Below are 26,382 nucleotides of genomic sequence, written 5' to 3' on the forward strand. Positions count from 1 at the left end.
CATCGCTGGGTCGCGGCTGCGCCAAAAAAGAAATTGCCCGGCGACACAGCCATGTGTCGTACCGGGCAATCGTTACGTCCTTGTCGGCCTGCTGCCGCCCCCTCGCGTCCTGCGAAGCGGGGGTGACCTTGCATCCTGCACGCGGCCGCGTTCGTCCTGTTTTGTATCTCAGCCCCTTCCACAGGTCTGTGATGCCACCATCCTGGTGATTGGTGCCGCATCCCTGCGACAGTCGGTGGGCACGGCCATCCTGTCCGTGTCCGGTGAACCAGCCTCCTGCCGGTCCCGACGATTCCTGTCTGTCAGCGCCTGGGTACGGAGCGCACCGGTACCGATCCGGGTACCGGATCCGCGGGCAACCATCCGGTGCCTACGGTGATCCGCTGTCGATTCCGTTCGACGATCGCTGTCCCTATCCCCTTCACCTGCGTCAGATCCTCGACGCGATGAAATGGGCCGTGTGTGCGCCGGTGCTCGACGATCGCCGCAGCCTTTACAGCCCCGACCATCGTCAATCCCTGCTGCAGCGCCTGGGCATCGGCCCGGTTGATGTCGATCGGCTCGGCGGCTTGCGCCCCCAGCATCCACATTCCCAGTACGAGCGCCCTGAACACGACTGACCAAGGCACGACGTGTATCTCCTTGTGGTTCTGGCCGCCCCGACCGGCAATCCCGTCGGTCGAAACAGTGTCCGTCACCACATGTGCACAGCCTATCGGTTTCCTCAATTTCTAAAAGCCAGCCAAATACCCGACGTGCTGTAGGAAAAACCCTACCCCCGGCACAGGCGTAGAATGGCCTGATCACAGCCCATGCAACCGGAGTTTCAGATGGACAGCGCCAAGCTCGGCCAATTCGTCAATGACAAGTGGGACAGCGAAATCGTCCCGCAGTTGGTCGACTACATCCGCATTCCCAACAAGTCGCCGATGTTCGACGCCAATTGGGTGCAGAACGGCTACATGGAACAGGCGGTCACCCTGATGGAGAACTGGGCCAAGGCCCAGCAGCTGCCGGGCCTGAAGGTTGAAGTGGTGCGCCTGGAAGGCCGCACCCCGCTGATCTTCCTGGAAATTCCGGCCACCGGCGCTGAAACCGGCGACGACACCATCCTGCTGTACGGCCACCTGGACAAGCAGCCGGAAATGACCGGCTGGGATGACGACCTGGGCCCGTGGACCCCGGTCCTGCGCGGCGACAAGCTGTATGGCCGTGGCGGCGCCGATGACGGCTACGCCATCTTCGGTTCGCTGGCTGCCGTGCTGGCGCTGCAGGCCCAGGGCCTGCCGCACGCCCGCTGCGTGGTCCTGATCGAAGCCTGTGAAGAGTCCGGCAGCTACGACCTGCCGGCCTATGTCGACCATCTGGCCGACCGTATCGGCAAGCCGTCGCTGGTGGTCTGCCTGGATTCGGGCTGCGCCAACTACGACCAGCTGTGGTGCACCACCTCGCTGCGTGGCCTGACTGGCGGCAACTTCACCGTGAAGGTGCTCAACGAAGGCGTGCACTCCGGCGATGCCTCCGGCGTGATCCCGTCCAGCTTCCGCCTGCTGCGCCAGATCCTGTCGCGCATCGAGGACCAGGACACCGGCCGCATTCTGATCGACGGCATGAACGTGGAAATCCCGGCCGAGCGCCAGGCCCAGGCCAAGCGCGCCGCCGAAGTGGTCGATACCGAGATCTTCGAGAAGTTCCCGATGGTCGACGGCCTGCGCCCGATGAACGAGGACCTGACCGAGCTGGTGCTCAACCGCACCTGGCGCCCGGCGCTGTCGGTGACCGGCGTGGGCGGCATGCCGCCGCTGGAATCGGCCGGCAACGTGCTGCGCCCGCAGACCTCGGTGAAGCTGTCGCTGCGCCTGCCGCCGACCGCCGACGGCAAGACCTGCGGCGAACTGCTGAAGGAAGCGCTGCTGCGCGATCCGCCGAACGGCGCCCAGGTCACCCTGGACCTGGAAAAGGCCTCCACCGGCTGGAACGCCCCGGCCATGGCGCCGTGGCTGACCCAGGCCATCGACGACGCCAGCCAGGCCTTCTTCGGCAAGCCGGCGATGTACATGGGCGAAGGCGGCTCGATCCCGTTCATGGGCATGCTGGGTGAGAAGTTCCCGGGCGCCCAGTTCATGATCACCGGCGTGCTCGGCCCGCACTCCAACGCGCATGGCCCGAACGAATTCCTGCACATCCCGATGGGCAAGAAGGTCACCGCCTGCGTGTCCAAGGTCATCAGCGAGCACTACGCCGCCAGCCTGCGCGGCGAGACCAGCGGTTCGCCGGTGGCTGCCGACAGCGGCACCCGCCACGGCGATCACGGCTGCTGCTGATCACGTCACACCGTGACGGACGCAGCCTGGCCTTGCTAGGCTGCGTCCAACCCACGCGGAACGCATGCACATGAATGGTCTGTTCGGCAGCAGCAGCTGGCTGTACATCCTGCTGGTCGGTTTCTTCGTCGGCCTGCTCGGGCGCTTCTTCATGCCCGGCAACAACCGCATGGGCTGCCTGCTGACCATCTTGCTCGGCATCGTCGGCGCGCTGGTGGCCGGCTGGTTTGGCCAGTACATGGGCTGGTATTCCCCCGGCGAGCCGGCCGGGTTCCTCGGCGCGGTGGTCGGTGCGGTTGCCGTACTGGCGCTGATGCGGCTGTTCACTCCACGCCGCTGACACCCTTCTTCCCTCTTTCCCCCTGAGCTTGGCGCGCCCGTCGCGCCCGGAACTGCCTGCATGACCGAACCTGCTTCCGATCCCCAGCGCAGCGCGCAGCGCCTGCAGTGGGCCCGCACCCAGCTGGACGATGCCAACGCAGTGGTCGAGCGTGCCTCGGTCGATGCCGGCCTGCGCAGCTACTGGCGCACCACCAGCACGCGCGGCAGCCACATCGTGATGGACGCCCCGCCGGGGTTGGAAGACCCGCAGCCGTGGCTGCGAATGCGCGGCCTGCTGCACGACCACGGCCTGCGCGTGCCCGCGCTGCTGGCCCAGGACCTGGACGCCGGCTTCCTGCTGTTGGAGGACCTCGGTGGCCCGACCCTGGCAAAGGTGCTGGACGAGCGCAATGCCGATGCCTGGTTCGGCCGTTCCATCGACCAGCTGCTGCGCCTGCAGGCGATTCCGGTGCCGGAAGATTTCGGCCGCTTCGGCGAAGCCCTGCTGCAGCGTGATGCCGGCCTGTTCGACGAATGGTTCCTGCAGCGCCACCTTGGCATCACCCTGGACGGCGCCGAGGCCGAGCGCCTGCAGCAGGCGCAGCGCCTGCTGATGGACAACGCGCTGGGCCAGGCCCAGCTGATGACCCATCGCGACTACATGCCGCGCAACCTGATGCCGGTCGACGACGGCCCGGCCATCCTCGATTTCCAGGACCTGGTGCGCGGCCCGATCGCCTACGACGCGGTGAGCCTGTTCAAGGACGCCTTCCTGAGCTGGCCGCTGCCGCGCGTGGACGCCTGGCTGGCGCAGTATCACCAGCGCGCGCTCGACGCCGGCCTGCCGGTACCCGACCGTGCCACTTTCCTGCGCGATGCCGACTGGATGGGCATCCAGCGCCACCTGAAGTGCCTGGGCATCTTCAGCCGCCTGCGTTACCGCGACAACAAGGGCCATTACCTGGACGACGTGCCGCGCTTCATCGGCTACCTCGATGAAGTACTGCCACGCTACCCGGAACTGGCCGCGCTGCAGCAGCTGCTGGACGTGCGCATCAAGCCGGCCCTGGACGAACTGGCCGCGCCGATGCGCGTGGTGCGCTGATGAAAGCCCTGATCTTCGCCGCCGGTCTGGGCGAGCGCATGCGCCCGCTGACCCTGCACACGCCCAAGCCCCTGCTGGCGGTGGCCGCCAAGCCACTGATCGTGTGGCACCTGGAGCGGCTGGCCGCGCTGGGCGTGCGCGACGTGGTGGTCAACACCGCGTGGCTGGCCGAGCAGTTCCCGGCCACGCTGGGCGATGGCAGCCAGTGGGGCCTGCAGCTGCACTTCGTGCACGAAGGCGAAGCGCCGCTGGAAACCGGCGGCGGCATCCTCAACGCGCTGCCGCGGCTGGGCGATGCCCCGTTCCTGGTGGTCAACGGCGATATCTGGACCGATTTCGATTTCGCCACCCTGCCCCGCGAACCGCAGGGCCAGGCGCATCTGGTGCTGGTCGACAATCCCGCACAGCACCCCGAAGGCGACTACCGCCTGGATGCGCAGGGCCTGCTGCACCACGACCGCGCCGGCCCGTGCCTGACCTATGCCGGCATCGGCGTGTACCGCCCGTCGATCGTGGCGGACTGGCGCGCGGTGATCGGCGATGCACCGGGCAGCGAACGGCAGCCACCTAAGTTCTCGGTAGTGCCGCTGCAGAAGCATTTCATGGCGCAGGGACTGATGACCGGGCAGCACCATCGCGGGCGCTGGACCGATGTCGGGACGGTGGATCGGCTGCGGGCGCTGGACGCGGAGTTGGCGGCGAACGGCTGAGCCCCTCGTGGCTGGATGCGTGGTCGGTAGAGTCGAGCTTGCTCGACTGCAAAGCCGTGCTTGGCCGGGCGGGATGGCCACGGACAATTTCCGTGCGCGTCCAGCCACGGAAAAGAAAAAGCAAAGCAAAAGCGGGTCGCGTCGCTGCGCTCGCTCACTTGCTCCTGTAGAGCCGAGCCCACGCTCGGCTGCCTTTGGCCGTTCGCCAGAATTCAAGAAAGCCGAGCATAGGCTCGGCTCTACAGAAACAAATCATCCAGGCATGGCCTGGATCTACTGTGACCAAGGTCGACACCTACCAAGAGCGGAGCACATCAGATCCAGGGTCAAATCCCGAGGCCACCGGCCTACTGTCGAAGGCGGGGTGGGTCCGGTTGAGGGGGTGTGAGCGGCATGGATGCCGCGACCAAGCCCCCATGGATGGGTTCACGGCGTCCCCCTCAACCGGACCCACCCCGCCATCCCACGGAATGCACGCATTTGACGTTGACGTTGACGTTGCTCTGGCTTGCAGCGGGTGCAGGGCAGCAGCCCTGCAAAGAAGACCCCACCCTCAGTACCGCGGCCGACCTTCTTCCAGCACCTGCCGCAGGAACGGCACCGTGATCCGCCGCTTGGCCGCCAGCGATTCCCGGTCCAGCCAGTCCAGCAGCGTGATCAGCCCGCCCAGCTCACGCCCGGTGTGCGACAGCAGCCACTCGATGGCCGCCTCGTCAATCGCCAGCCCGCGCCGCAGCGCACGCTCACGCAGCACCGCCGCGCGACCCTCCTCGTCCAGCGGCTGCAGCAGCACCCGCACGCACTGGCCCAGCCGTGAACGCAGGTCCGGCAGCACCAGGCCCAGCTCGCCCGGCGCATGCTGCGCCGTGTACAGCACCGTCACTCCCGCCGCGCGCGCGCGGTTGTGGAAGTCGAACAGCGCAATCTCGTCCTCGCGGTCACCGGCCACCGCATCCAGCCCATCCAGCGCCACCAGCTCGCGCTGCTCCAGACCATCCAGTGCGGCGCGCACGCGGCCGGCTGCGCTGGCCAGAGGCACGTAGGTCGGCAGGCGCCCGGCCTGCTGGGCGCTGGAACACATCGCCAGCGCCTGGTGGGTCTTGCCCGTGCCCGCCGCCCCTTCCAGGTAGATCCAATCACGGTTGGCGCCCACCGCAATCGCATGCAGCTGCGCCAGCGCGCCGTCCGGCGCGCCGATGAAGGTCTCCAGGCGCTGGTCCCGCGGGTAATGCAGGGCCAGCGGAAGTTGCGGCACACCAATCACTTCGGGTCCGGGCCGTTCTCGTAGGGGTCGATGATGATATGGGGCGTATCGATCACGCCATCAAGCACGATCGCCGGCTTTTCGCCGACGTACAGCTCACTCTGGCGGTAACGCTGGTGCGCATAACGCAGCAGCACGTTGCTCACCGCCGCCACCGGCAGCGCCAGCAGCATGCCCAGGAAGCCGAACAGCTGGCCGCCGGCCATCACCGCGAAGATCACCGCCACCGGGTGCAGGCCGATCTTGTCGCCGACAATGCGCGGGGTCAGCACGTAGCTTTCCAGCAGCTGGCCAACGGTGAACACCACGCCCACCAGCAACAGCAGCTTCAGGTCGATGCCCTGTGCCTGCACCAGCGCGGCCACCACCGCCATCACGATGCCGGTGGTCGCGCCCAGGTAGGGAATGAAGCTGATCAGGCCGGCCACCAGGCCGATCAACAGGCCCAGCTTCAGGCCAACCAGCGACAGGCCCGCTGCGTAGATCACGCCCAGCGCCACCATCACCAGGAACTGGCCACGGATGAACGCACCGAGCACGTCGTTGGATTCGCGCGCCAGGTTGCTGATGGTGCCGATGTGGTTGCGCGGGATGACCGAGGCAACCCGCTCCACCAGCTTGTCCCAGTCACGCAGGAAGTAGAACGCCAGGATCGGCAGCAGGGCCAGGTTGACCACCCAGGTCACCACCGTGAAGCCCGAGCGCGATACGTAGCCCATGAAGGTGGTGGCGAAACCGCCGGCCTGCTGCCAGTGGCTGCGCACCCATTCGATCAGCCGGTCCGGATCCATCCACTGCATCACTTCCAGGCCGGTCTTCTGCTCGAACCAGGGGATGCCCTTTTCCATCAGCCAGGCCTGCGCCTGCGGCACCGCCGCCACCAAGGTGGTGATCTGCCGTTCGATCATCGGCACCAGCACCAGCAGCAGCGCGGTGATCACCAGCACCATCGCCACGAACACCAGCACCACGCCGGTATTGCGCGAACGGCCGGTGGCCTCGATGCGGTCGACCAGCGGGTCGCCCAGCCAGGCCAGCGCCAAAGCCAGCACGAACGGGGTCAGGATGGGGGCCAGCAGCCACACCACCCAGCCCACCAGCAGGGCCACGGCCACGTACTTCAGCCGCCGCAGGAACTGCGCGATTTCCGCCTCGGGCGTCAGGATCATCGCAGTCGGTACTCGTTGCTGACGGGCGCGGCCACCGGGGCACCGGTGGTGTCATCGAGCGGGGTCGGCAGGGCCGGCAGCGTGGCGCTGGGCACCAGCACGCCGTTGTCGCCCAGCATGCGGTTGAAGCCCGCCAGGCCGGTGGTCATTTCGATGTTCAGTTCCAGGTGGTCGGCGGTGGCACGCAGCGGGGTGATGTTGCGCACCACCGGCACTTCGCGCAGGCCCGCGGCAAGGCGCAGGTAGTCGTCGGCGCTGTTGATGCCGGTCACCACCACACGGTAGCTGCCGGCCTGGCCGGTGGCCGCGCCGGCCTTGGCGTAGCGCTTGACCAGCGCGTCGGCGGCACCGTCGGCACCGGCCGCCATCGCGCGCATGGCATTGGCGTCCTTGCTGGTCCACTTGTTCAGTTCACGGCCGTTGTCGACGAACACCCAGTCCGCCTGCCAGCCGCCATTGGCGCGGTACAGCTTGCCGATCAGCTGCATCGGCGGCGAGTAACGGGCCGAGGCGCGGGCCACTGCGGCGGTGTCCTGGCGCCAGATCGCGCCGGCCAGGGCCTGTTCGGCCGCGCCACCGCTGGGCAGGCCCAGCTTGTAGCCACGCTCGATGGCGCGGTTCAGCAGCGGACGGGCGGCGTTGGCCTGCTGCACGCTGACCAGTCGCGGGCCACTGCCATCGTCCACGGCGAGCCAGACCACCGGCTTCGGCCGCGGCTGCGGCCACAGCGGCAGGCCCAGCGCCGACACCAGCGCGTCGACGTCGTCCTCGCGGAAGCGGGCGACCAGCAGGGTGCGGAAGCTGGGGGCACCGCTGGCGCCTACGCTCTGGTCCTGCTTGTAGTCGTAACTGGCCACGTAATCCTTGGCATTGCGCAGCGCCTGCACAACGCCAGGGCGTGACATCACGCTGCGATCGCCGGACAACTTGCCCAGAACAACGCTCAGCGCGCGGGCCAGGCCGCCGTTGCGGTCGGCCTCGGCCTGGCTGTTGACGGGCACTTCTGCCTCGTAGGCACCACTGGCGGTGGCGACATCTCCCTCGGTGCGAAGGCCGCTCTGGGCCATCGTGGCCACCGGCAGGCACAGCGCAAGGAGCAGGGTGAGAATCAGGCTGCGGCGCATCAGGACATCCATTGGCTCGACGTATCCGGGGGGAATTGTTGCCCGAATACGGACTTTGCGCCAATGCGGCCTGTTAAAATCGCCCGTTCAACCCCTGCCAGCGCCGACGCCCGTGACCAACACCCCGTCTTCCGCCCCCTCCCCCCTCACCTACCGTGACGCGGGTGTCGACATCGACGCCGGCAACGAACTGGTCGAGCGGATCAAGCCCCTGGTCAAGCGCAGCTTCCGTCCGGAAGTGATGGGCGGCCTGGGGGGCTTCGGCGCCCTGTTCGACCTGTCCAACAAGTACCGCGAGCCGGTGCTGGTGTCCGGTACCGATGGCGTGGGCACCAAGCTGAAGCTGGCCCACCAGCTGAACCGCCACGATACGATCGGCATCGACCTGGTCGCCATGTGCGTGAACGACGTGCTGGTGCAGGGCGCCGAGCCGCTGTTCTTCCTGGACTACTTCGCCACCGGCAAGCTGGACATCGACACCGCGGCGGCCGTGGTCGGCGGCATCGCCAACGGCTGCACCGAAGCCGGTTGCGCGCTGATCGGCGGCGAGACCGCTGAAATGCCCGACATGTATGCCCCGGGCGAGTACGACCTGGCCGGCTTCACCGTCGCCGCAGTGGAAAAGAGCGAACTGAAGGACGGCGCCAGCGTGGCCGCCGGCGACGTGCTGATCGGCATCGCCTCCTCCGGCCCGCACTCCAATGGCTATTCGCTGGTCCGCCGCATCTACGACCGCGCCGGCCAGCCGGCCGATCTGGAACTGGAAGACGGCGTGAAGCTGGTCGATGCGCTGATGGCACCGACCCGCCTGTACGTCAAGCCGATCCTGTCGCTGCTGAAGTCGCACGGCGCGGCCATCCACGGCATGGCCCACATCACCGGTGGCGGCCTGACCGAGAACATCATCCGCGTGGTGCCCGAAGGCCTGGGCCTGGACATCCAGGCGTCGGCCTGGCCGCTGCCGCCGGTGTTCCAGTGGCTGCAGAAGGAAGGCGCCGTGGTCGACAGCGAGATGTGGCGCACCTTCAACTGCGGCATCGGATTCGTGCTGATCGTCGCCCCCGAGCAGGTCGCTGCCGTGTCCGAAGCCGTGCAGGCGCAGGGACTGGATCACTGGCCGATCGGCCAGGTGGTCACCGCCACCGGCGCCGAGCGCGTGCGCATCGCCTGATCGCCCTGTCACTGGAGCAGAGGAACCCGCATGGATGCCCTTCCCCCTTCGCCCGCCGCACCGGTGCCGCCCCCGGCCCCGGTCGCGCCGGTGCTGACCCAGCAGGACACCGACCACCTGCGCCTGCTGTCGATCTTCCACTACGTGGTGGCCGGCCTGGCGGCGGTGTTCGCGCTGATCTTCGTGATCCACATCGTGATGGGCATCGCCATGCTCAACGGTGCACTGCCGATGAACTCCAACGGCCATCCCAGCTCGCCGCAGGAACAGCGGTTCGCCGGCTGGATGTTCATCGTCATGGGCAGCTGCATCGTGTCGCTGGGCCTGGTCATGGCCGGCGTCATCGCCTACGCCGGGCGCTGCCTGAAGCAGCGGCGCCGCTACCTGCTGTGCATGATCGTGGCCGGCCTGTCGTGCCTGTTCACGCCCTTCGGTACGGTGCTGGGCGTGTTCACCCTGATCGTGCTGCTGCGCCCGCAGGTCAAGGCCGCATTCGAAGCCAATCCCCCGTCCCGCCGTTGAGAGACCGATGACGTCCGTCCCGCCTCCGTTGAACGCGCCGCGCGGCTGGACCGCCCACCAGATCGGCGGACACCTGCACACGCTCAAGATCCTGTTCTACGTGTACGGCAGCCTGCAGGTGCTGCTGGCGCTGTTCCTGCTGCTGGCGGCCGCCGGCGCCTATGTCAGTGAAAGCAACAGCACCGACCCGAATGCATCGCCGGCCCTGCTGGCCGCCATCTTCGCCGGTGCCGCCGTGTTCATCGCGGCCCTGGGCACCCTCAGCCTGACCGCCGCACGCCGGCTGGGGCAGCGCCGGCAGCGCACCCTGTGCCTGGTCGCCTCTGGTGCGGCCTGCCTGGGTGGCGCGCTGGGAATCGCCCTGGGCGTGTACGCGCTGATCGTCCTGCTGCGTGCCGACGTGGCCGCCAGCTTCGCCGAGCCGGGCAGCGCGGTCGTCGCATGACCGCCCGTATCGCCGTACTGGCCTCCGGCCGTGGCAGCAACCTGCAGGCGATCCTCGATGCCATTGCCGATGGCCGCCTGCCGGCCCAAGTGGTGGGCGTGTTCTCCGACCGCCCCGATGCCGCCGCCCTGCAGCGGGTCGCTGCCAGCCAACGCTGGGCGCAGGCACCGAAGACCTTCGCCGACCGTGCCGCCTACGAGCAGGCGCTGGGCGATGCCCTGCAGGCGGTGGCACCGGACTGGATCGTCTGCGCCGGCTACATGCGCATCCTCGGTGCCGACTTCGTGCAACGCTTCAACGGCCGCCTGGTCAACATCCACCCTTCGCTGCTGCCGCTGCACAAGGGCCTGCACACCCACGCCCGCGCGCTGGAAGCCGGCAACACCGAACATGGCGCCAGCGTGCACCTGGTCGTGCCGGAACTGGACGCCGGCGCAGTGCTGGCCCAGGTGCGGGTGCCGGTCCTGCCCGGCGATGACGCCCAGGCCCTGGCCGAACGGGTGCTGGCCGTGGAGCACCCGCTGCTGATCGCCACCCTGCAGCTGCTCTGCGGCGGCCGCCTGGCTGAACGGGAGGGACAACCGACATTCGACGGTCACCCCCTGTTTAGCCCCTTGGCTCTAGATTCCGCCGGGAACCTGAACCCGTAACACCCTTGCACACGCCCCGCTGACTGCGGGGCTGGCATCCTGCCCCCTCCTGCGGTTCCTGCCCGCCATGAAGACCACGACTCTGTTGCGCAAATCCCTGCTGCTGCCGTTTGCCGTGCTCGCCTGTGCAGCCTGGGGCCAGGCCCAGCCGCCAGCGCCGACCGCGCCCGCCGTGCCCACCCCCGCCGCACCGCCCGTGCCCGCGCTGCCGGCCCTGGCCTGGGAACCGCCGCCGCTGCAGCCGTTCAGTGCCACCTACCAGGCCTTCTACAAGGGCAAGGAGGCCGGCGATGCGGCCATGCAGGTCACCCACACCAGCGGCAACCAGTGGCGGGTGGACATGCAGGTGGTCGGCCGCCGCGGCTTCGCCAGCGTGCTGGGCCTGAACATCGAACAGAGCACCGTGTTCGAGCAGCGCGGCGGCGTCTATGCGCCGCTGAGCCAGAGCACGGTGCGCAAGGGCCTGTTCCTGGGCAAGAAGGCAGTCGGCACCTACAACTGGCAGGCTGGCACCGCACAGTGGACCGGCGATGTGAAGAAGGACCGCGCCCAGCCCATTCCGCTGCAGGCCGGCGACCAGAGCGCGCTGCTGCTGAACCTGTCGCTGATGCGCGACGCCCGCCCCGGCGCGGTGATGCATTACCGCTACGTGGACATGGGCAAGGTGCGCCAGCACGACTACCAGGCCGCGGCGCAGACCGAGAACGTCGAGGTGGGCGACCTGTCCTACAACGCGCTGAAGGTGTACCGCACCAACGGCGGCAACAACGAAACCATTCTTTGGATCGCCAACGGTGTCCCCACCCCGGTGCGCATCCTGCAACGCGAAGACGGCGAGGACCGCGTCGACCTGCGCCTGATCGAATACCAAGGAGTCTGAGCATGAATACCCTGACCCGCCCGCTGACCTGGATCGCTGCTGCCGCCCTGTCGGTGGCCAGCCTGCCGGCCATGGCCCTGCAGCCGTTCAAGGCCGATTACCTGGCCAGCTACATGGGCATGCAGGCCAATGGCACGATGACCCTGGCCAACGAGGGCAGCAGCAAGTGGCGCTACAGCCTGCAGGTGAAGAACCAGCTGGCCGACCTGAGCCAGAGCACGGTGTTCGAGGAAGTGCGTGGCCAGCTGCGTCCGCTCAGCAGCCAGGACCGTTCGGCGCTGCTGGTGAAGAAGCGCAACGTGCAGGCCAGCTACAACTGGACCAGCAACCAGGCCACCTGGACCGGCGACATCAAGCCGGACCGTGCCGGCCCGGTCGCACTGAAGGCCGGTGACATGGACGCGCTGCTGATCAACCTGGCCATCGCCCGCGACCTGGCCGCCGGCAAGCCGCTGACCTACCGCATGGTAGACGAGGGCCGCATCAAGACCATGACCTACAAGGTGGCCGGCAAGGAAGCGATCACCGTGGCCGGCAAGAGCTACCAGGCCACCAAGGTGTCGCGCGTGGACGGCAACAAGGAACAGATCGCCTGGATCGTGCCGGAATTCCCGGTGCCGGCGCGCATCCTGCAGCGCGAAGGCGGCCGCGATGCGCTGGACCTGACCATCAAGGCGATGAACTGACGCGCCAGGGGTCGGATCCCTTTCCATCGGAAAGGGCTCTGACCCCGTCCATGCGGCAACCGGGGTCAGAGCCCCTCCCTGCGGGAAGGGATCCGACCCCAGAAAAACGCCCGCTTGCGCGGGCGTTTTTCATTTCTTCTCTTCGGCCTCGGCCGGCTTGAACTCGGTCCGGCAATCCACCCGGATCTGCTCGCCGCTGCTGCGCCAGACGAAGGTGCGGCAATGGCGGCTGCCTTCCTGGCTGTCATTGACCGCCACCGCGTAGAACGACTGGATGATCTCGTCACGGCTGACCGTGCCGTCGCCGTTCCAGTCCATGTCCTTCTGCTCGATGCCCTTGGTGATGGCCAGGTTGGCGTACCAGGCATAACCCAGCCACGCCAGCACGATCAGCACCAGCACCAGCAGCGCCTTGCGGCGGGGGCTGAAACGGCCGCGCAGGATCATGCCACGCGCCGGATGGTGGCGCCCAGCGAAGACAGCTTCTCTTCGATGTTCTCGTAGCCACGGTCGAGGTGGTAGATGCGGTCGATGGTGGTCTCACCGTCGGCCATCAGGCCGGCCAGGATCAGCGACGCCGATGCGCGCAGGTCGGTGGCCATCACCGGCGCACCGCTCAGGCGCTCGTGGCCGCGGGCGATGGCGGTGTGGCCTTCCACCTGGATGTCCGCGCCGAGGCGCAGCAGTTCGTTGACGTGCATGAAACGGTTTTCGAAGATCGTTTCGTTGATCACGCCCACGCCGTCAGCCACGCAGTTGAGCGCCATGAACTGCGCCTGCATGTCGGTCGGGAACGCCGGGTACGGAGCGGTGGTCAGGTTGACCGCCTTCGGCCGCTTGCCCTGCATGTCCAGGGTGATGCTGTCTTCGGTGGTCTCGATCTTCGCACCGGCTTCGACCAGCTTGGACAGCACGGCGTCCATGGTGTTCGGGCGCGCGCGGTTGACGGTGACCTTGCCGCCGGTCATCGCCGCGGCCACGAGGAAGGTGCCGGTTTCGATGCGGTCGGGCAGCACTTCGTGGCGGCCACCGGACAGGCGCTCGACGCCTTCGATGACCAGGCGGGCGGTGCCCAGGCCCTCGATCTTCGCGCCCAGTGCGATCAGGCAGTGCGCCAGATCGGTCACTTCCGGTTCCATCGCGCAGTTGTCGAGGATGGTGGTGCCTTCAGCCAGCACCGCGCCCATCAGCACGTTCTCGGTGCCGGTGACGCTGACCATGTCGAAGGTGAAGTGGCCACCCTTCAGGCGCTTGGCGGTGGCCTTGATGAAGCCGTTCTCGACCACGATGTCCGCGCCCAGCGCCTGCAGGCCCTTGATGTGCTGGTCCACCGGACGCGAGCCGATCGCGCAGCCGCCGGGCAGCGACACTTCGGCTGCGCCGAAGCGGGCCAGCAGCGGGCCCAGCACCAGGATCGAGGCACGCATGGTCTTGACCAGCTCATACGGCGCGACGTGCTGGTTCACCGAGCGCGGGTCGACCACGATCGCGCTGCCGCGCGACAGGGTGCCCTGGTCGATGGTGACCTTGGCGCCCAGTTCACCCAGCAGCTTCACCGTGGTGACCACGTCGTGCAGGTGCGGCACGTTGGTGATCTCCACCGGCGCATCGGCCAGCAGGGTCGCGCACAGAATGGGGAGGACGGCGTTCTTGGCGCCGGAGATGCTCACTTCACCGTGCAGCGCAGCGCCGCCGGTCACAACGATCTTGGCCATGTATTGGGAATCTTCTGCGGTTCAGCCGGCTTCGGCCGGGGTCACGGTTTTCAGCGCCAGCGCGTGGATCGCGCCGCCCATCAGGTCGCCCAGGGTGGCATAGACCATCCGGTGGCGGGCCAGCGGCATCTTGCCGGCAAAGGCCTCGCAGACCACGGTCGCTTCGAAATGCACGCCATCGTCGCCCTGCACGTCGGCGCGGGCGCCGGGCAGGCCGGTTTCGATCAGGTTGCGGATGGTGTCAGCGTCCAACGGGCTTTCCTAATAAAATGTCCCCTCATTCTACTTCCGCTGCGTGGCGTCCGCATGGCCGAGTCATCCCTGCCCCCCCGTTCCGTCGATCCTGCCGCCCTGGTGGCCAGCGGCCGCCGCGTGTTCGAGATCGAACAGCAGGCGCTGGACGCCGTGGCCGGTCGCCTGGGCGAGGCCTTCCAGCAGGCCTGCCAGGCGATCCTGGGCAGCCGCGGCCGGGTGGTCGCCACCGGCATGGGCAAGTCCGGCCACGTCGCGCGCAAGATCGCCGCCACCCTGGCGTCCACCGGTACCCCGGCGTTCTACGTGCACCCGGGCGAGGCTGGCCACGGCGACCTGGGCATGATCACCGAGGATGACGTGGTGCTGGCCCTGTCCTATTCGGGTGAATCGGACGAGGTGCTGATGCTGCTGCCGGTGCTCAAGCGCCAGGGCAACGTGTTGATTTCCATGACCGGCCGCCCGCAGTCCAGCCTGGCTACCGCCGCCGACGTGCACCTGGATGTGAGCGTGCCGGCCGAGGCCTGCCCGCTGGCGCTGGCGCCGACCTCCAGCACCACCGCCTCGCTGGCGATGGGCGATGCACTGGCGGTGGCCCTGCTGGACGCGCGCGGCTTCACCGCCGACGATTTCGCCCGCTCGCACCCCGCTGGCAGCCTCGGCCGCCGCCTGCTGCTGCACATTACCGACGTGATGCACAGCGGCGAGGACCTGCCCAAGGTCGACGCCGGTGCCAGCCTGAGCCAGGCGCTGGTGGAGATGAGCCGCAAGCGGCTGGGCATGACCGCCGTGGTCGACGCCCAGGGCGTGTTGATCGGCCTGTTCACCGACGGCGACCTGCGCCGGGCCCTGGACAGCGAACTGGACGTGCGCACGGCGAAGATCGCCGATGTAATGACCCACAGCCCGCGCACCATCGGTGCCGACCAGCTGGCGGTGGAGGCGGCACGGCTGATGGAGACCCAGAAGATCAACGGCCTGATCGTGGTCGATGGCCAGGGCCGGGCGGTCGGCGCGCTGAACATTCATGACCTGTTGCGGGCCCGGGTGGTTTAACCGGGAGTCCGTAGACCCCATTCAGACTGTTACCCCGCCCGCCCCACTCGAGCCCGATGCCCTGATGCCCTGGTCCCCCCTGCCCGCCTTCCCCGCCCACCTGCATGCCGCCGCGGCCCGTATCCGTCTGGCCTGCTTCGACGTGGACGGCACCCTCACCGACGGTCGGCTGTACTACGACAAGGACGGCAACGAGAGCAAGGCGTACTTCGTGCAGGATGGTCTGGGACTGAAACTGCTGCAGCAGCACGGCATCCACCCCGTGCTGATCACCGCGCGCAACAGCCAGTCCGCGCTCAAGCGCGGCGCCGATCTGGGCATCGACACCCAGATCGCGGTGGGCGACAAGCTGGCCAGCGTGCAGGCGCTGTGTGCCCAGCACGGCATCGGCCTGGACCAGGTGGCCTTCATGGGCGACGACCTGCCGGACCTGGCGCCGCTGGGCGCGGTCGGCCTGGCCGTGGCCCCGGCCAATGCCCACCCGTGGATCGCCGAGCGCGTGCACTGGATCACCCGCGCCGATGGCGGCCGGGGCGCCGCCCGTGAGCTGTGCGACGTGCTGCTGGCCGCACAGGGCCACGTGGACGCGGTGCTGGCGAGGTTCGGCGCATGAACGCACCTTCGTTGAACTGGCGCACCGTGCTGGGCGTCGGCCTGCTGCTGGCGGCCCTGCTGAGCAGCTGGGCCGCCCTGCGCAACCGCGACAAGGCGCCGGTCCAGGCCGGCCAGGACGTGGGCGTGGACTACATCCTGCACGACTTCCAGATCGTGGCCCTGGATGAACAGGGCAAGGAATCGACCACCCTGCGCGCGCCGCTGCTGCAGCGCCAGCGTGGCGACCAGACCATCGACATCACCACCCCGCTGTTCGAAATGCCGGACAAGGATGGCCAGCACTGGACCCTGCGGGCGAAGACCGGCTGGCTCAGCGCCAAGGGCGACCAGATGAAGCTGCGCGGCGATGTGGCCGGTGACAGCCCGGCCGCCCCCGGCGTGGTGCCCACCACCTTCCGCACCGACCACCTGGACGTGTTCCCCAAGGAAAACCGTGCCCGTACCGACGCCCTGGTGACCATGACCCGCCCGGGCATGGAGCAGTCCGGCGTCGGGTTCGAGGTGGATTCGAAGAACAACACGTATCATTTCCTCAGCCAGTCCAAGGGCCGCTACATGCCCAAGCGCTGATTCCGCCGCTGGCCCGCGACGTCACCCGACTGGCGCGAGGCCGCAGCCCCCACCCGCCACCCGGCCTGTCCGGGCGGCATCACCGGTAGAACGGACCCCGATGAAGATCCCCTTTGCTGCCGTCCTCGCACTCAGCCTGCTGGCCCCCGCCCTGGCACACGCCAAGTCGAGCGACCGCGACCAGCCCATGAACATCGATGCCGGTGCACAGACCGGCACCCTCACCGGTGATGGCAAGACCACCCTGTCGCAGGGTGTGATCATCACCCAGGGCACGCTGGACCTGCGCTCGGCCGATGCCGAGATCTATCTGAAGGACGGCGAGGCGGTGCGCGCCGTGTTCAGTGGCAAGCAGGCCAAGATGAAGCAGCAGCTCGATGACGGCACCTGGATGGATGCGGTGGCCGACAAGATCGACTACGACATCAAGACCGAGATCATCACCCTTACCGGCAACTACAAGGTCACCAGCGCGCGCGGCACCAATGCCGGCCAGCGCATGGTCTATAACACCCGTACCGGTGAAATGAACTCCGGTGGCGATGGCAGCCGCGTGCGCACCGTCATTCCGCCCAAGAACAAGACGCCTGCTGCGCCGGCGGCCGGGAGCAAGAAGTAATGCTCGTCGCCAAGGGCCTGCGCAAGAAGTACAAGCAGCGCGAAGTCGTCAAGGACTTCGGGCTGACCCTGGATGCCGGTGAAGTGGTCGGCCTGCTGGGCCCCAACGGCGCCGGCAAGACCACCTGCTTCTACATGATCGTCGGCCTGGTTGCCGCCGATGCCGGCAGCATCGTGCTCGATGGCCAGGACATCACCAACGACCCGATGTATACCCGCGCCAAGCAGGGCGTGGGCTACCTGCCGCAGGAACCGTCGGTGTTCCGCAAGCTGACCGTGGCCGACAACCTGCGCCTGGTGCTGGAACTGCGCGAAGACCTCGATGCCGCCGGCCGCGAGCGCGAACTGAACAGCCTGCTGGACGAACTGCAGCTGGGCCACGTGTCCGAACAGCTCGGCGCCAGCCTGTCCGGCGGTGAACGCCGCCGCTGCGAAATCGCCCGTGCGCTGGCCGCGCAGCCGCGCCTGATCCTGCTCGATGAGCCCTTCGCCGGCGTCGATCCCATTTCGGTGGGCGAGATCCAGCGCATCGTCACCCATCTCAAGCAACGCGGTATCGGTGTGCTCATCACCGACCACAATGTGCGCGAAACCTTGGGAATCTGCGACCGCGCGTATATCCTCGCCGAGGGCACCGTGCTCGCCCAGGGCTCGCCGGAGGCGATCCTGGACAACGCAGATGTGCGTCGCGTCTACCTTGGAGATTCCTTCAAGCTGTGATCGCGGCCGCCGGGGCCACTCCCTTCCGTTCGGCACAGGCATGAAGACTCGGCTGCAGACATCGTTGGGACAGCACCTGGTGCTGACACCGCAGCTGCAGCAGGCCATCAAGCTGCTGCAGATGTCGAGCACCGAGCTGGAGCTGGAAATCGCCCAGGCGGTGGAAAGCAATCCCCTGCTGGACTGGGCCGACAGCAGCGATGCCGGTGCCGCCAACGACGGCGGCGATGGCCAGGACAGCGCCGGCGATGCCGACGCGCCGCCCGAACCCACCGAAAGCAGCGGCGACGACTGGGCACCGTCCGAACAGGACTGGAGCAGTGCCGGCAGCGGTGGCAGCTTCGATGACGACGAAGACACCGGCAGCGCCGCCGAACGCGTGGCCGAAACCGAAACGCTGGCCGACCACCTGCTGTGGCAGCTGCACCTGTCGCATCTGTCGATGCGCGACCGCAGCATCGGTGCCGCGCTGATCGATGCGCTGGAAGAAGACGGTTACCTGCGCGAGCCGCTGTCCGGCATTGCCGAAACGCTGCTGCCGGTCATCCATGCCGGCGAAGACGAAATCCTGACCGTGCTGCACCAGGTGCAGCGCTTCGACCCGGTGGGCGTGGCCGCACGCAGTCTGGGCGAATGCCTGCAGCTGCAGCTGGACGTGCTGCCCGCCGACACACCCGGGCTGGCCCTGGCCCGCCAGGTCGCCGCCGGGCCGCTGGAGCGGCTGCCACGCAGTGGCGTGACTGGCCTGGCCCAGGAGCTGAGACAACCCCTGGCCGACGTCGAGACCGCCGTGGCCCTGCTGCGTTCGCTGGACCCGCGCCCAGGCACCCAGATCGCCCCGCTGGCGCAGGACACCTACGTGGTACCGGACGTGGTGGTATGGCGGCAGAACGGCGTCTGGCGCGCCGCCCTGGCCGGCCATGCCGGGCCCAAGGTGATCATCCACCGGGGCTACGAACAGATGATCCGCCGCTGTGGCGAGGCCGATGCAGGCTACCTGCGCGCGCAGCTGCAGGAGGCGCGCTGGCTGCTCAAGGGCCTGCAGGCCCGCGGCGAGACCCTGCTGCGGGTGGTGCGCAGCCTGATCCAGCAGCAGGCCGGCTTCCTCGAATTCGGTGAACAGGCCCTGCGCCCGCTGACCCTGCGCGAGATCGCCGCCGAACTGGGCCTGCACGAATCCACCGTGTCGCGGGCCATCGCCCGCAAGCACGTGCGTACACCGCGCGGCACCCTGCCGCTGCGCGCGTTCTTCGCTTCCGGCATCGACACCGAAGGCGGTGGCGAAGCCTCCAGCACCGCCATCCAGGCAATGATCCGCCGCCTGATCGATGACGAAAACCCACGTAAGCCGCTTTCTGACGCCAAGCTGGCTGACCTGCTCAAATCGTCGGGAATTCCAGTAGCGCGGCGCACCGTGGCGAAGTATCGTGAGGCCATGAACATCTCCGCCTCGCACGAAAGGGTCAGAATCGCTTGACGCGCCGCCGCGCCCGGCGGAGAGGTTCATTGGCACATCCGAACACAGGAGAAACCCGATGCGCATCGAAACGTTTGGCAAAGATGTCGAAGTCACCCCGGCCCTGCAGTCGTATGTTGAAGAAAAGCTGGCCCGGGTCGGAAAGCACTTCGACCAGCACTGCGAAGCGCGGGTAACCCTCAAGCTGCAGAAGACCGAACACCACGTCGACGCCAGCCTCAATATCCCCGGCCAGACCCTGCACGCCGAAGCCGGCGGCCAGACCATGTATGCCGCCATCGACGTACTGGCGGACAAGCTTGACCGCCTTGTGATCAAGCACAAGGAGAAAAAACAGCAGCACGCACCGCTGCCGGTGGGCGACAATGGCGGCTGATCGCCACCGTTCCCCGCAGACATGCCCCTGACTGACCTTCTGGCGGCCGTGCAGACCCAGCTCTGCACGGCCACCGACCGCGACAGCGTCCTGCAGGCCGCCGCCGGGTTGCTGGCCTGCCGCCAGGCCAACGCCGAACAGATCTACCGCAACCTGTGCGAGCGCGAAGCGCTGGGCAGTACGGCGATCGGTTGCGGCATCGCCATTCCCCACGGCCGGGCCCCTGCCCTGGACCGTCCACGCGGCGCCCTGCTGCGGTTGCAGACCCCGGTCGATTTCGGCGGCGATGAACCGGTGGACCTGGTGTTCGCCATGGCCGTCCCCGCCCACTACACCCATCAGCACCTGATGCTGCTGTCCGAACTGGCCGAGCTGTTCTCGACGCCGTCGATCCGCGATGCCCTGCGCGCGGCCGGCGATGCACGGGCACTGCGCGAGGCCCTGGACCTTCCCCCATCGGCGAGCGCCGCATGAATACCAGCATCACCGCACGCGAACTGTTCGACCAGCAGCGCGAGCGGCTGGGGCTGCGCTGGGCCGCCGGCCAGGCCGGCGAGAAACGCGAACTGGAAGCGGGCAACACCGTCTCCCGCCGCCCCTCCCTCGCCGGTTACCTCAACGCGATCTACCCCAACAAGGTGCAGATCCTGGGCACCGAGGAACTGTCCTGGCTGGACGCGCTGGAACCGCGCCAGCGCTGGGAGACCATCGAGAAGATCATGCAGTCGCACCCGCTGGCGCTGGTGCTGACCCGCAACCAGGCCTGCCCCGAAGACCTGCGCGCGGCCGCCGATGAATCCGGCACGCCGCTGTGGCTGTCGCCCAAGCGCGGCCACGAACTGCTCAACCACCTGTCCTACCACCTGGCGCGCACGCTGGCGCCGCGGGTGATCCTGCATGGCGTGTTCATGGAGATCTACTCCATCGGCGTGCTGATTACCGGTGAAGCCGGGTCGGGCAAGAGCGAGCTGGCGCTGGAGCTGCTCAGCCGTGGCCACCGCCTGGTGGCCGACGATGCCCCCGAATTCACCCAGATCGCCCCGGACGTGCTCGACGGCACCTGCCCCGAGCTGCTGCAGGACCTGCTGGAAGTCCGTGGGCTGGGCGTGCTGAATGTACGCGAGATGTTCGGCGACACGGCTGTAAAGAAGAACAAGTACCTTCGGCTGATCGTCCACCTGACCAAGCCGATGACCGAGCCCACCCCGCATGGCTACGAGCGCCTGACCGGCGATTCGGGCACCCGGCACGTGCTGGACCTGGACGTACCGCTGATCACCCTGCCGGTGATGCCCGGCCGCAACCTGGCCGTGCTGACCGAGGCGGCCACCCGGCTGCACATTCTACGTACCAAGGGTATCGACCCGGCGGCGATGTTCATCGCCCGCCACAGCAACCTGCTGGAACGACGAACACCCTGAGCCCACTGCAAAGAGTCTGTCCATGAGCACCGTCACCCCCTCCGCCCCGACCCTGATGATCGTCAGCGGCCTGTCCGGCTCGGGTAAATCCGTCGCCCTGAAGACCTTCGAGGACCAGGACTACTACTGTTCGGACAACCTGCCGATCCAGATGCTGCCCGATTTCGTGCGCAGCGTGCTGGAGAACCACGATGGCAGCGCGCCGCGACGGTTGGCCGTGGGCATCGACGTGCGCGGCCAGGCGGATCTGAGCCAGCTGGCCAACTGGCGGCAGCTGGCCACCGATGCCGGCGTGGAAGCGAAGGTACTGTTCTTCGAAGCCAGCGACGAGGCCGTGCTGAAGCGGTACGCGGACACCCGCCGTCGGCACCCGCTGAGCCAGCTGGGCCTGTCGCTGCCGGAAGCGATCGCCCGCGAACGCGAACTGATCGCGCCGCTGCGCCGCGAGGCCGATGCGGTGATCGATACCAGCGCGTTGAACGTGCACCAGCTGCGCCGGCGCATCATCACCGAATTCGCGCTGGAACACGCCACGCGCCTGTCGCTGCTGTTCGAGTCGTTCGCCTACAAGCGTGGCGTGCCGGCCGAAGCGGACTTCGTGTTCGATGCGCGCGTGCTGCCCAATCCGCATTGGGATCCGGAACTGCGTGCGCTGAGCGGACGCGAGCCGGGCGTGCGCGAATTCCTGGAAGCACAGCCGGACGTGCAGCGCTATCTGGCGCAGCTGATGGACTTCCTCGATACCTGGTTGCCGAAGCTGGGCGATGGCACCCGCAGCTATGTGACGGTGGCCTTCGGCTGTACCGGCGGCAAGCACCGGTCGGTGTTCCTGGCCGAGCGGATGGCCCGGCACGCGCGTGAGAAGGGCTGGGAAGACGTGGCAACGTACCACCGCGAACAGGATTGAGCTTCGAGCGAAGACGGAACAATGGGCGTAGATCCACGCCATGCGTGGAGACCGCCCGCAGGGCGGCACAAGCATCCGTAGCCGCACACTGCCCACAACCACTTTCGTCCGGAGTTGATCCCCAGCCGGAGCTGCTCCCGGGCGTTTACATCCTGCGCGCAGGGTCCATCCACGCATGGCGTGGATCTGCTGGGCGCAATATATGAATACGGGACACAGTGCCCCTCTCCTGCTGCTATCGCCGATTCACCTCGACCTGTTAACGTGCAGTAATGACCTGTGGCATTCTCCTCGTAACACATCCCGGGGTCGGGACCGCCCTGCTTGACGTGGCGACCCGGCTTCTGCGGCAATTGCCGCTGAAAACCGAAGCTTTCGAAGTACCGTTCGACGCAGACCTGGACGCTCTGCTCCCGCTCGCCTCGGCCGCTCTGCGGCGGGTCGATGGGGGGGAAGGCGTGCTGATCCTGACCGACCTGTACGGCGCCAGCCCCGCCAACCTTGCCGGGCAGCTGGCCCGGCTGGGAACCCCGGTTCGCCGGGTGTCGGCGCTGAGTCTGCCGATGTTGCTGCGGGTGATGAATTATCCGGAACAGGCACTGGATCAACTGCCCGCCACTGCGGCGGCGGGCACCCGTAATGGAGCGATAGTCGACGATGCTTGAACGAGAACTCACCGTGAGCAACCGCCTGGGCCTGCACGCCCGGGCCACCGCCAAGCTGGTGCAGACCCTGGCGCCGTTCCGCTGCAACGTGACCATGGCCGCCAAGGGCCGTGAGATCAATGCCAAGAGCATCATGGGCGTGATGCTGCTGGCCGCGGGCCAGGGCACCCCGGTCACCATCCGCATCAACGGCGAAGACGAGGCTGCGGCGATGGATGCGGTGGTCGAGCTGTTCGAGCGTCGCTTCGACGAGGACAGCTGAGCGTGCCCCGCGCACGCGCCGGCCAACCTGCTTCCGGCCAGCGGCCGGTACAGCTGCTGGCCGGCCACGGCGCCGCACGCGGTTCGGCCATGGGGCGGGCGCGGGTGCGCCTGCCGCACGCCCTTGAAGTAGCCGAGCAGCGCGTCGCGCCACAGCAGGTCGAGGCCGAGCTGGCCCGCCTGCACCGCGCACTGGATGCCGCGCGCGCGGAAATGCACGAACTGCGGCAGCGCCTGCACGGCGCACTCAGCCAGGACGTCGGCGAGTTCCTCGACCTGCATGCCCTGCTGCTGGACGACCCCGAACTGCTGTATGGCCTGGACGAACTGATACGCAGTGGTCCGTACAGCGCCGGCTACGCGCTGCGCCTGCAGCGTGACCGCCTGGCCAAGGTCTTCGATGGCATGGACGATGCCTACCTGAAGAGCCGCATGGACGATCTGGACCATGTGATCGGCCGCATCCATGCCTTCCTGCAGCCGGACCGCCCGGCGGTGGTGAAGGGCCTGGCCGGTGAGATCCTGGTCTGCGACAACATCGCCCCGTCCGAGCTGGCCCAGCTGCAGGCACAGGGGGTGGTCGGCATCGTCACCGCCGCCGGCAGCGCGCTGTCGCACAGCGCCATCCTGGCCCGCAGCCTGCACCTGCCGCTGATCGTCAACGTGCCGCAGGTGCTCAGCCGCATTGCCGATGGCGACGTGCTGATCGTCGATGGCGCCGATGGCAGCATCACCGTCAACCCGCAGGCCGACAACCTGCGCGACTACCGCGTGCGGCTGAAGGAGCATGCGCGCGAGCAGCGCGAGCTTGGCCGCCTGCGCAGCAAGCCCAGCCGCACCCGCGACCAGGTCGACATCGCCCTGCTGGCCAATGCCGAATCGCTGGAGGATGTGACCCAGGCGCATGCGCTGGGCGCACAGGGGCTGGGCCTGTACCGCACCGAATTCCTGTTCCTGCAGCGCAACGAGCTGCCGGATGAAGAAGAACAGTTCCAGACCTACCGCGATGCCGCCCTGGGCATGAGCGGGCGGCCGGTGACCATCCGCACCCTGGACCTGGGCGCGGACAAGGCCGACCGCACCGGCCTGACCCTGAGCAACGAGGAAAACCCGGCCCTGGGCCTGCGCGGCGTGCGCCTGTCGCTGGCCCGGCCGAAGGTATCCGACACTCAACTGCGCGCGATCCTGCGTGCGTCGGCCTACGGCAAGCTGCGCGTGCTGGTGCCCATGGTCAGCACCCGCGAAGAGCTGCTGGCGGTACGCCGGCGCATGTTGAAGCTGACCGACCAGCTGCGCGGCGAAGGCCACGTGGTGGCCGAACACGTACCGCTGGGCGCGATGATCGAAGTACCGGCGGCCGCGCTGGCGCTGGAAAGCTTCATCGACCTGGTCGACTTCCTGTCGATCGGCACCAACGATCTGGTGCAGTACCTGCTGGCCGCCGACCGCAACAACGAGGCGCTGGGCGAGCTGTATTCGCCGCTGCACCCGGCGGTGCTGCGCCTGCTGCAGATGGTGATCGACACCGGTGCACGCCACCGCATCCCGGTGGCCGTGTGCGGCGAGATCGCCGGCGATGCGCGGATGGCCCCGTTATTGCTGGCGCTGGGCCTGACCGAATTCAGCCTGCACCCGGGTACGCTGCTGGAAGTCCGCCGGGCGATCCGCGAGGCCGACCTGGGCGCCCTGCGCGCACGCGCGCCGAAGCTGCTGGCCGCACGTGACCGCCGCGCCATCGAGCGCTGGCTGGCGCTGGTGGCCGAGACACCCTGACTACCGCGCTACGCGCTCGCCGGGCACGGCCCGGCGCTACCACCACCACGCGCCCCCGGTAGCGCCGGGCCATGCCCGGCGGGGTATGCGTTGCAACATCCGCTTGCGATAATGACGCGCTGAACACCCCTGTTGCCGCATCCTTGCCAGGATCGCGGCTTTTCTTATCCCGCGGGAGCTGCGATGGCTGAAGCTGTACGCCACGACAAGACTGCGCGCCAACTGCGGATGCTGTCCGATGCACTGGACAGCGGTCGGCTGGGTCCGGTGCGCCGCTTGGTCAACACCCTGGCCCCGGCCGAGATCGGCAACCTGCTCGAATCGCTGCCGCCGGGCAAGCGCGAGGTGGTGTGGGGCCTGGTCGATCCCGAGGACGACGGCGAGGTGCTGGTCCACGTCGGCGACGAGGTGCGCGAAAGCCTGCTCGCGGACATGGACCCGGACGAGATCATCGCCGCGGTCGAAGACCTGGACATCGACGATCTGGCCGATCTGGTCGAGGACCTGCCCGATACGGTCATCGACGAGGTCCTCAAGTCGATGGACCGCGAGAACCGCGAGCGCCTGGAGCAGGTGCTGTCCTACCCCGAGGACAGCGCCGGCCGATTGATGAACCCGGACGTGGTGACGGTGCGCGCCGACGTCAACGTCGACGTGGTGCTGCGCTACCTGCGCCTGCGCGGCGAACTGCCCGACCATACCGATCACCTGTTCGTGGTCAGCCGCCGCCACCAGTACCTGGGCCGCGTGTCGCTGGCCGCGCTGGTCACCCACGAGGACACCACGCCGATCAACCGTCTGATCGATGACGAACAGCCGGCCATCGACGTCGGTGAGAGCGACCAGGAGGTGGCGCGGCAGTTCTCCGACCATGACTGGGTGTCGGCTCCGGTGGTGGACGACAACAACATCCTGCTCGGCCGCATCACCATCGATGACGTGGTGGACATCATCCGTTCGCAGGCCGAGCACCAGGCGCTGGGCGCCGCCGGCCTGGACGAGGAAGAAGATCTGTTCTCGCCGATCAAGCGTGCCGTGCGCGGCCGCGTGGTCTGGCTGGGCATCAACCTGTGCACGGCATTCCTCGCTGCCAGTGTGATCGGCCAGTTCGAACTGACCCTGCAGAAGGTGGTGGCGCTGGCGGTGCTGATGCCGATCGTCGCCGGTGTCGGCGGCAATGCGGCGGTACAGGTGCTGACCCTTATGGTGCGCGGCATCGCGCTGGGCCAGGTCGGCCAGAGCAATGCGCGCATCCTGCTGTGGAAGGAAGCGCGCGTGGCGCTGATCAACGGCACGCTGATCGGCCTGCTGGTCGGCCTGATCGCGTTCATCTGGTTCCACAGCCTGCTGCTGTCGCTGGTGATCACCTTGGCGCTGATCATCAACTTCCTGGCCGCGGCGCTGGCTGGCGTGCTGCTGCCGCTGCTGCTCAAGCGCATGAACGTGGACCCGGCCGTGGCCGGTACCGTGGTGGTGACCGCGGTGACCGACGTGATGGGCTTCTTCAGCTTCCTCGGCCTGGCCACCCTCATCCTGCTGCACTGACCCCAACTGCCCCACGCGCGGGGTCGGATCCCTGCAAAGC

General features: G+C 67.8%; 31 protein-coding genes. 24 read left to right on the forward strand and 7 right to left on the reverse strand.

The genetic code is table 11. The annotated features are described in order from the left end of the window. Positions 1–302 precede the first annotated feature (302 nt). Positions 303–629 (reverse strand): ComEA family DNA-binding protein, encoded by a 327-nt coding sequence (locus ACM2ZB_RS09475; protein WP_416058305.1) that lies wholly within the window; start codon positions 627–629, stop codon positions 303–305. Positions 630–830: 201 nt separating this feature from the next. On the opposite strand from ACM2ZB_RS09475, the gene ACM2ZB_RS09480 reads away from it, so the two are divergent. The 4 genes from ACM2ZB_RS09480 to murU all read left to right on the forward strand — a co-directional run bounded on the left by ACM2ZB_RS09480 (position 831) and on the right by murU (position 4,460). Further along, positions 831–2,324 (forward strand): M20 family metallopeptidase, encoded by a 1,494-nt coding sequence (locus tag ACM2ZB_RS09480; protein ID WP_313435135.1) that lies wholly within the window; start codon positions 831–833, stop codon positions 2,322–2,324. Positions 2,325–2,394: 70 nt separating this feature from the next. Beyond that, on the forward strand, positions 2,395–2,664 hold the full coding sequence (locus ACM2ZB_RS09485) for a GlsB/YeaQ/YmgE family stress response membrane protein (protein ID WP_416058306.1): 270 nt from the start codon (positions 2,395–2,397) through the stop codon (positions 2,662–2,664). 60 nt (positions 2,665–2,724) lie between these two features. After that, positions 2,725–3,750 (forward strand): aminoglycoside phosphotransferase family protein, encoded by a 1,026-nt coding sequence (locus ACM2ZB_RS09490; RefSeq protein ID WP_416058307.1) that lies wholly within the window; start codon positions 2,725–2,727, stop codon positions 3,748–3,750. Further along, entirely contained in the window at positions 3,750–4,460 is a 711-nt protein-coding gene (gene murU, locus ACM2ZB_RS09495; protein WP_416058308.1) for an N-acetylmuramate alpha-1-phosphate uridylyltransferase MurU, read from the forward strand. Before ACM2ZB_RS09490 ends, murU begins: the two co-directional genes overlap by 1 nt. Before the next feature lie 553 nt (positions 4,461–5,013). Here the strand turns inward: murU and hda are convergent. From hda to ACM2ZB_RS09510, 3 genes are read right to left on the reverse strand one after another with little or no spacing between them, the layout of a single operon-like run. Beyond that, on the reverse strand, positions 5,014–5,721 hold the full coding sequence (hda, locus tag ACM2ZB_RS09500) for a DnaA regulatory inactivator Hda (RefSeq protein WP_416058535.1): 708 nt from the start codon (positions 5,719–5,721) through the stop codon (positions 5,014–5,016). Then, positions 5,721–6,893, reverse strand: coding sequence for an AI-2E family transporter (locus tag ACM2ZB_RS09505; RefSeq protein WP_313435130.1), 1,173 nt, complete (start codon positions 6,891–6,893; stop codon positions 5,721–5,723). Before ACM2ZB_RS09505 ends, hda begins: the two co-directional genes overlap by 1 nt. Beyond that, positions 6,890–8,017, reverse strand: a complete 1,128-nt coding sequence (locus ACM2ZB_RS09510; RefSeq protein WP_313435128.1) for a DUF2066 domain-containing protein — start codon at positions 8,015–8,017, stop codon at positions 6,890–6,892. The genes ACM2ZB_RS09505 and ACM2ZB_RS09510 overlap by 4 nt, the downstream gene beginning before the upstream one ends. A gap of 112 nt (positions 8,018–8,129) precedes the next feature. On the opposite strand from ACM2ZB_RS09510, the gene purM reads away from it, so the two are divergent. From purM to ACM2ZB_RS09540, 6 genes are all read left to right on the forward strand, one after another. Beyond that, on the forward strand, positions 8,130–9,188 hold the full coding sequence (gene purM / locus ACM2ZB_RS09515; RefSeq protein ID WP_416058309.1) for a phosphoribosylformylglycinamidine cyclo-ligase: 1,059 nt from the start codon (positions 8,130–8,132) through the stop codon (positions 9,186–9,188). Between the two features lie 30 nt (positions 9,189–9,218). Beyond that, entirely contained in the window at positions 9,219–9,710 is a 492-nt protein-coding gene (locus ACM2ZB_RS09520; RefSeq protein WP_416058310.1) for a hypothetical protein, read from the forward strand. Between the two features lie 7 nt (positions 9,711–9,717). Next, positions 9,718–10,155, forward strand: a complete 438-nt coding sequence (locus ACM2ZB_RS09525) for a hypothetical protein (RefSeq protein ID WP_416058311.1) — start codon at positions 9,718–9,720, stop codon at positions 10,153–10,155. Further along, entirely contained in the window at positions 10,152–10,805 is a 654-nt protein-coding gene (gene purN / locus ACM2ZB_RS09530; protein WP_416058312.1) for a phosphoribosylglycinamide formyltransferase, read from the forward strand. Before ACM2ZB_RS09525 ends, purN begins: the two co-directional genes overlap by 4 nt. A 67-nt stretch (positions 10,806–10,872) precedes the next feature. Continuing rightward, entirely contained in the window at positions 10,873–11,685 is an 813-nt protein-coding gene (locus ACM2ZB_RS09535; protein WP_416058313.1) for a DUF3108 domain-containing protein, read from the forward strand. Positions 11,686–11,687: 2 nt separating this feature from the next. After that, on the forward strand, positions 11,688–12,371 hold the full coding sequence (locus ACM2ZB_RS09540) for a DUF3108 domain-containing protein (protein ID WP_313435119.1): 684 nt from the start codon (positions 11,688–11,690) through the stop codon (positions 12,369–12,371). Positions 12,372–12,500: 129 nt separating this feature from the next. Here ACM2ZB_RS09540 and ACM2ZB_RS09545 read toward each other — a convergent pair whose 3' ends face one another. From ACM2ZB_RS09545 to ACM2ZB_RS09555, 3 genes are read right to left on the reverse strand one after another with little or no spacing between them, the layout of a single operon-like run. Continuing rightward, entirely contained in the window at positions 12,501–12,818 is a 318-nt protein-coding gene (locus tag ACM2ZB_RS09545) for an EF-hand domain-containing protein (protein WP_313435117.1), read from the reverse strand. After that, positions 12,815–14,086 (reverse strand): UDP-N-acetylglucosamine 1-carboxyvinyltransferase, encoded by a 1,272-nt coding sequence (gene murA / locus ACM2ZB_RS09550; protein ID WP_416058314.1) that lies wholly within the window; start codon positions 14,084–14,086, stop codon positions 12,815–12,817. Before murA ends, ACM2ZB_RS09545 begins: the two co-directional genes overlap by 4 nt. Positions 14,087–14,107: 21 nt before the next feature. Beyond that, positions 14,108–14,338 (reverse strand): BolA family protein, encoded by a 231-nt coding sequence (locus ACM2ZB_RS09555; protein ID WP_005408396.1) that lies wholly within the window; start codon positions 14,336–14,338, stop codon positions 14,108–14,110. 54 nt (positions 14,339–14,392) lie between these two features. Between ACM2ZB_RS09555 and ACM2ZB_RS09560 the strand changes: the two genes are divergently transcribed. The 14 genes from ACM2ZB_RS09560 (at position 14,393) to mgtE (ending at position 26,342) form a co-directional block, all read left to right on the forward strand. Next, complete coding sequence (locus ACM2ZB_RS09560; protein WP_416058315.1) at positions 14,393–15,394, forward strand: KpsF/GutQ family sugar-phosphate isomerase; 1,002 nt, start codon at positions 14,393–14,395, stop codon at positions 15,392–15,394. Between the two features lie 64 nt (positions 15,395–15,458). Beyond that, entirely contained in the window at positions 15,459–16,007 is a 549-nt protein-coding gene (locus ACM2ZB_RS09565) for a KdsC family phosphatase (RefSeq protein ID WP_416058316.1), read from the forward strand. Beyond that, positions 16,004–16,579, forward strand: coding sequence for an LPS export ABC transporter periplasmic protein LptC (gene lptC / locus ACM2ZB_RS09570; protein ID WP_416058317.1), 576 nt, complete (start codon positions 16,004–16,006; stop codon positions 16,577–16,579). The genes ACM2ZB_RS09565 and lptC overlap by 4 nt, the downstream gene beginning before the upstream one ends. A gap of 100 nt (positions 16,580–16,679) precedes the next feature. Continuing rightward, positions 16,680–17,198: a lipopolysaccharide transport periplasmic protein LptA gene (gene lptA, locus ACM2ZB_RS09575; protein WP_313435107.1), complete on the forward strand. Its 519-nt coding sequence runs from the start codon at positions 16,680–16,682 to the stop codon at positions 17,196–17,198. Continuing rightward, positions 17,198–17,917, forward strand: a complete 720-nt coding sequence (lptB, locus tag ACM2ZB_RS09580) for an LPS export ABC transporter ATP-binding protein (protein WP_313435105.1) — start codon at positions 17,198–17,200, stop codon at positions 17,915–17,917. Before lptA ends, lptB begins: the two co-directional genes overlap by 1 nt. 40 nt (positions 17,918–17,957) lie before the next feature. After that, on the forward strand, positions 17,958–19,394 hold the full coding sequence (locus ACM2ZB_RS09585) for an RNA polymerase factor sigma-54 (RefSeq protein ID WP_416058318.1): 1,437 nt from the start codon (positions 17,958–17,960) through the stop codon (positions 19,392–19,394). Between the two features lie 58 nt (positions 19,395–19,452). Next, the gene (gene hpf, locus ACM2ZB_RS09590; protein WP_079220898.1) at positions 19,453–19,770 is read left to right on the forward strand and encodes a ribosome hibernation-promoting factor, HPF/YfiA family; all 318 of its coding nucleotides are present in this window, start codon (positions 19,453–19,455) and stop codon (positions 19,768–19,770) included. A gap of 21 nt (positions 19,771–19,791) precedes the next feature. Continuing rightward, positions 19,792–20,244: a PTS sugar transporter subunit IIA gene (locus ACM2ZB_RS09595; RefSeq protein WP_416058319.1), complete on the forward strand. Its 453-nt coding sequence runs from the start codon at positions 19,792–19,794 to the stop codon at positions 20,242–20,244. Then, the gene (gene hprK, locus ACM2ZB_RS09600; RefSeq protein ID WP_313435099.1) at positions 20,241–21,191 is read left to right on the forward strand and encodes an HPr(Ser) kinase/phosphatase; all 951 of its coding nucleotides are present in this window, start codon (positions 20,241–20,243) and stop codon (positions 21,189–21,191) included. Before ACM2ZB_RS09595 ends, hprK begins: the two co-directional genes overlap by 4 nt. Before the next feature lie 22 nt (positions 21,192–21,213). Continuing rightward, complete coding sequence (rapZ, locus tag ACM2ZB_RS09605) at positions 21,214–22,098, forward strand: RNase adapter RapZ (RefSeq protein WP_313435097.1); 885 nt, start codon at positions 21,214–21,216, stop codon at positions 22,096–22,098. A 272-nt stretch (positions 22,099–22,370) separates the two neighbouring features. After that, entirely contained in the window at positions 22,371–22,763 is a 393-nt protein-coding gene (locus ACM2ZB_RS09610; RefSeq protein WP_108748799.1) for a PTS sugar transporter subunit IIA, read from the forward strand. Then, entirely contained in the window at positions 22,756–23,025 is a 270-nt protein-coding gene (locus tag ACM2ZB_RS09615; RefSeq protein ID WP_313435095.1) for an HPr family phosphocarrier protein, read from the forward strand. Before ACM2ZB_RS09610 ends, ACM2ZB_RS09615 begins: the two co-directional genes overlap by 8 nt. Before the next feature lie 2 nt (positions 23,026–23,027). Then, positions 23,028–24,797: a phosphoenolpyruvate--protein phosphotransferase gene (gene ptsP, locus ACM2ZB_RS09620; protein WP_416058320.1), complete on the forward strand. Its 1,770-nt coding sequence runs from the start codon at positions 23,028–23,030 to the stop codon at positions 24,795–24,797. 183 nt (positions 24,798–24,980) lie between these two features. After that, entirely contained in the window at positions 24,981–26,342 is a 1,362-nt protein-coding gene (mgtE, locus tag ACM2ZB_RS09625; protein ID WP_313435092.1) for a magnesium transporter, read from the forward strand. Positions 26,343–26,382: the final 40 nt, after the last annotated feature.

The sequence above is a fragment of the Stenotrophomonas maltophilia genome (genome assembly GCF_047782825.1).
GTDB lineage: Bacteria > Pseudomonadota > Gammaproteobacteria > Xanthomonadales > Xanthomonadaceae > Stenotrophomonas.

What these genes read in the sequence shown, in the direction of transcription:
- ACM2ZB_RS09545 (WP_313435117.1), bottom strand. Translation starts at nt 12,818, where the DNA reads ATGATCCTGCGCGGCCGTTTCAGCCCCCGCCGCAAGGCGCTGCTGGTG.
- rapZ (WP_313435097.1), top strand. Translation starts at nt 21,214, where the DNA reads ATGAGCACCGTCACCCCCTCCGCCCCGACCCTGATGATCGTCAGCGGC.
- ACM2ZB_RS09520 (WP_416058310.1), top strand. Translation starts at nt 9,219, where the DNA reads ATGGATGCCCTTCCCCCTTCGCCCGCCGCACCGGTGCCGCCCCCGGCC.
- lptA (WP_313435107.1), top strand. Translation starts at nt 16,680, where the DNA reads ATGAAGATCCCCTTTGCTGCCGTCCTCGCACTCAGCCTGCTGGCCCCC.
- ACM2ZB_RS09535 (WP_416058313.1), top strand. Translation starts at nt 10,873, where the DNA reads ATGAAGACCACGACTCTGTTGCGCAAATCCCTGCTGCTGCCGTTTGCC.
- lptC (WP_416058317.1), top strand. Translation starts at nt 16,004, where the DNA reads ATGAACGCACCTTCGTTGAACTGGCGCACCGTGCTGGGCGTCGGCCTG.
- murU (WP_416058308.1), top strand. Translation starts at nt 3,750, where the DNA reads ATGAAAGCCCTGATCTTCGCCGCCGGTCTGGGCGAGCGCATGCGCCCG.
- ACM2ZB_RS09610 (WP_108748799.1), top strand. Translation starts at nt 22,371, where the DNA reads ATGACCTGTGGCATTCTCCTCGTAACACATCCCGGGGTCGGGACCGCC.
- ACM2ZB_RS09615 (WP_313435095.1), top strand. Translation starts at nt 22,756, where the DNA reads ATGCTTGAACGAGAACTCACCGTGAGCAACCGCCTGGGCCTGCACGCC.
- ACM2ZB_RS09525 (WP_416058311.1), top strand. Translation starts at nt 9,718, where the DNA reads ATGACGTCCGTCCCGCCTCCGTTGAACGCGCCGCGCGGCTGGACCGCC.
- ACM2ZB_RS09490 (WP_416058307.1), top strand. Translation starts at nt 2,725, where the DNA reads ATGACCGAACCTGCTTCCGATCCCCAGCGCAGCGCGCAGCGCCTGCAG.
- ACM2ZB_RS09585 (WP_416058318.1), top strand. Translation starts at nt 17,958, where the DNA reads ATGAAGACTCGGCTGCAGACATCGTTGGGACAGCACCTGGTGCTGACA.
- ACM2ZB_RS09595 (WP_416058319.1), top strand. Translation starts at nt 19,792, where the DNA reads ATGCCCCTGACTGACCTTCTGGCGGCCGTGCAGACCCAGCTCTGCACG.
- ACM2ZB_RS09485 (WP_416058306.1), top strand. Translation starts at nt 2,395, where the DNA reads ATGAATGGTCTGTTCGGCAGCAGCAGCTGGCTGTACATCCTGCTGGTC.
- purN (WP_416058312.1), top strand. Translation starts at nt 10,152, where the DNA reads ATGACCGCCCGTATCGCCGTACTGGCCTCCGGCCGTGGCAGCAACCTG.
- ACM2ZB_RS09560 (WP_416058315.1), top strand. Translation starts at nt 14,393, where the DNA reads ATGGCCGAGTCATCCCTGCCCCCCCGTTCCGTCGATCCTGCCGCCCTG.
- ACM2ZB_RS09480 (WP_313435135.1), top strand. Translation starts at nt 831, where the DNA reads ATGGACAGCGCCAAGCTCGGCCAATTCGTCAATGACAAGTGGGACAGC.
- ACM2ZB_RS09510 (WP_313435128.1), bottom strand. Translation starts at nt 8,017, where the DNA reads ATGCGCCGCAGCCTGATTCTCACCCTGCTCCTTGCGCTGTGCCTGCCG.
- ACM2ZB_RS09540 (WP_313435119.1), top strand. Translation starts at nt 11,688, where the DNA reads ATGAATACCCTGACCCGCCCGCTGACCTGGATCGCTGCTGCCGCCCTG.
- ACM2ZB_RS09565 (WP_416058316.1), top strand. Translation starts at nt 15,459, where the DNA reads ATGCCCTGGTCCCCCCTGCCCGCCTTCCCCGCCCACCTGCATGCCGCC.
- lptB (WP_313435105.1), top strand. Translation starts at nt 17,198, where the DNA reads ATGCTCGTCGCCAAGGGCCTGCGCAAGAAGTACAAGCAGCGCGAAGTC.
- hprK (WP_313435099.1), top strand. Translation starts at nt 20,241, where the DNA reads ATGAATACCAGCATCACCGCACGCGAACTGTTCGACCAGCAGCGCGAG.
- mgtE (WP_313435092.1), top strand. Translation starts at nt 24,981, where the DNA reads ATGGCTGAAGCTGTACGCCACGACAAGACTGCGCGCCAACTGCGGATG.
- hpf (WP_079220898.1), top strand. Translation starts at nt 19,453, where the DNA reads ATGCGCATCGAAACGTTTGGCAAAGATGTCGAAGTCACCCCGGCCCTG.
- murA (WP_416058314.1), bottom strand. Translation starts at nt 14,086, where the DNA reads ATGGCCAAGATCGTTGTGACCGGCGGCGCTGCGCTGCACGGTGAAGTG.
- ACM2ZB_RS09505 (WP_313435130.1), bottom strand. Translation starts at nt 6,893, where the DNA reads ATGATCCTGACGCCCGAGGCGGAAATCGCGCAGTTCCTGCGGCGGCTG.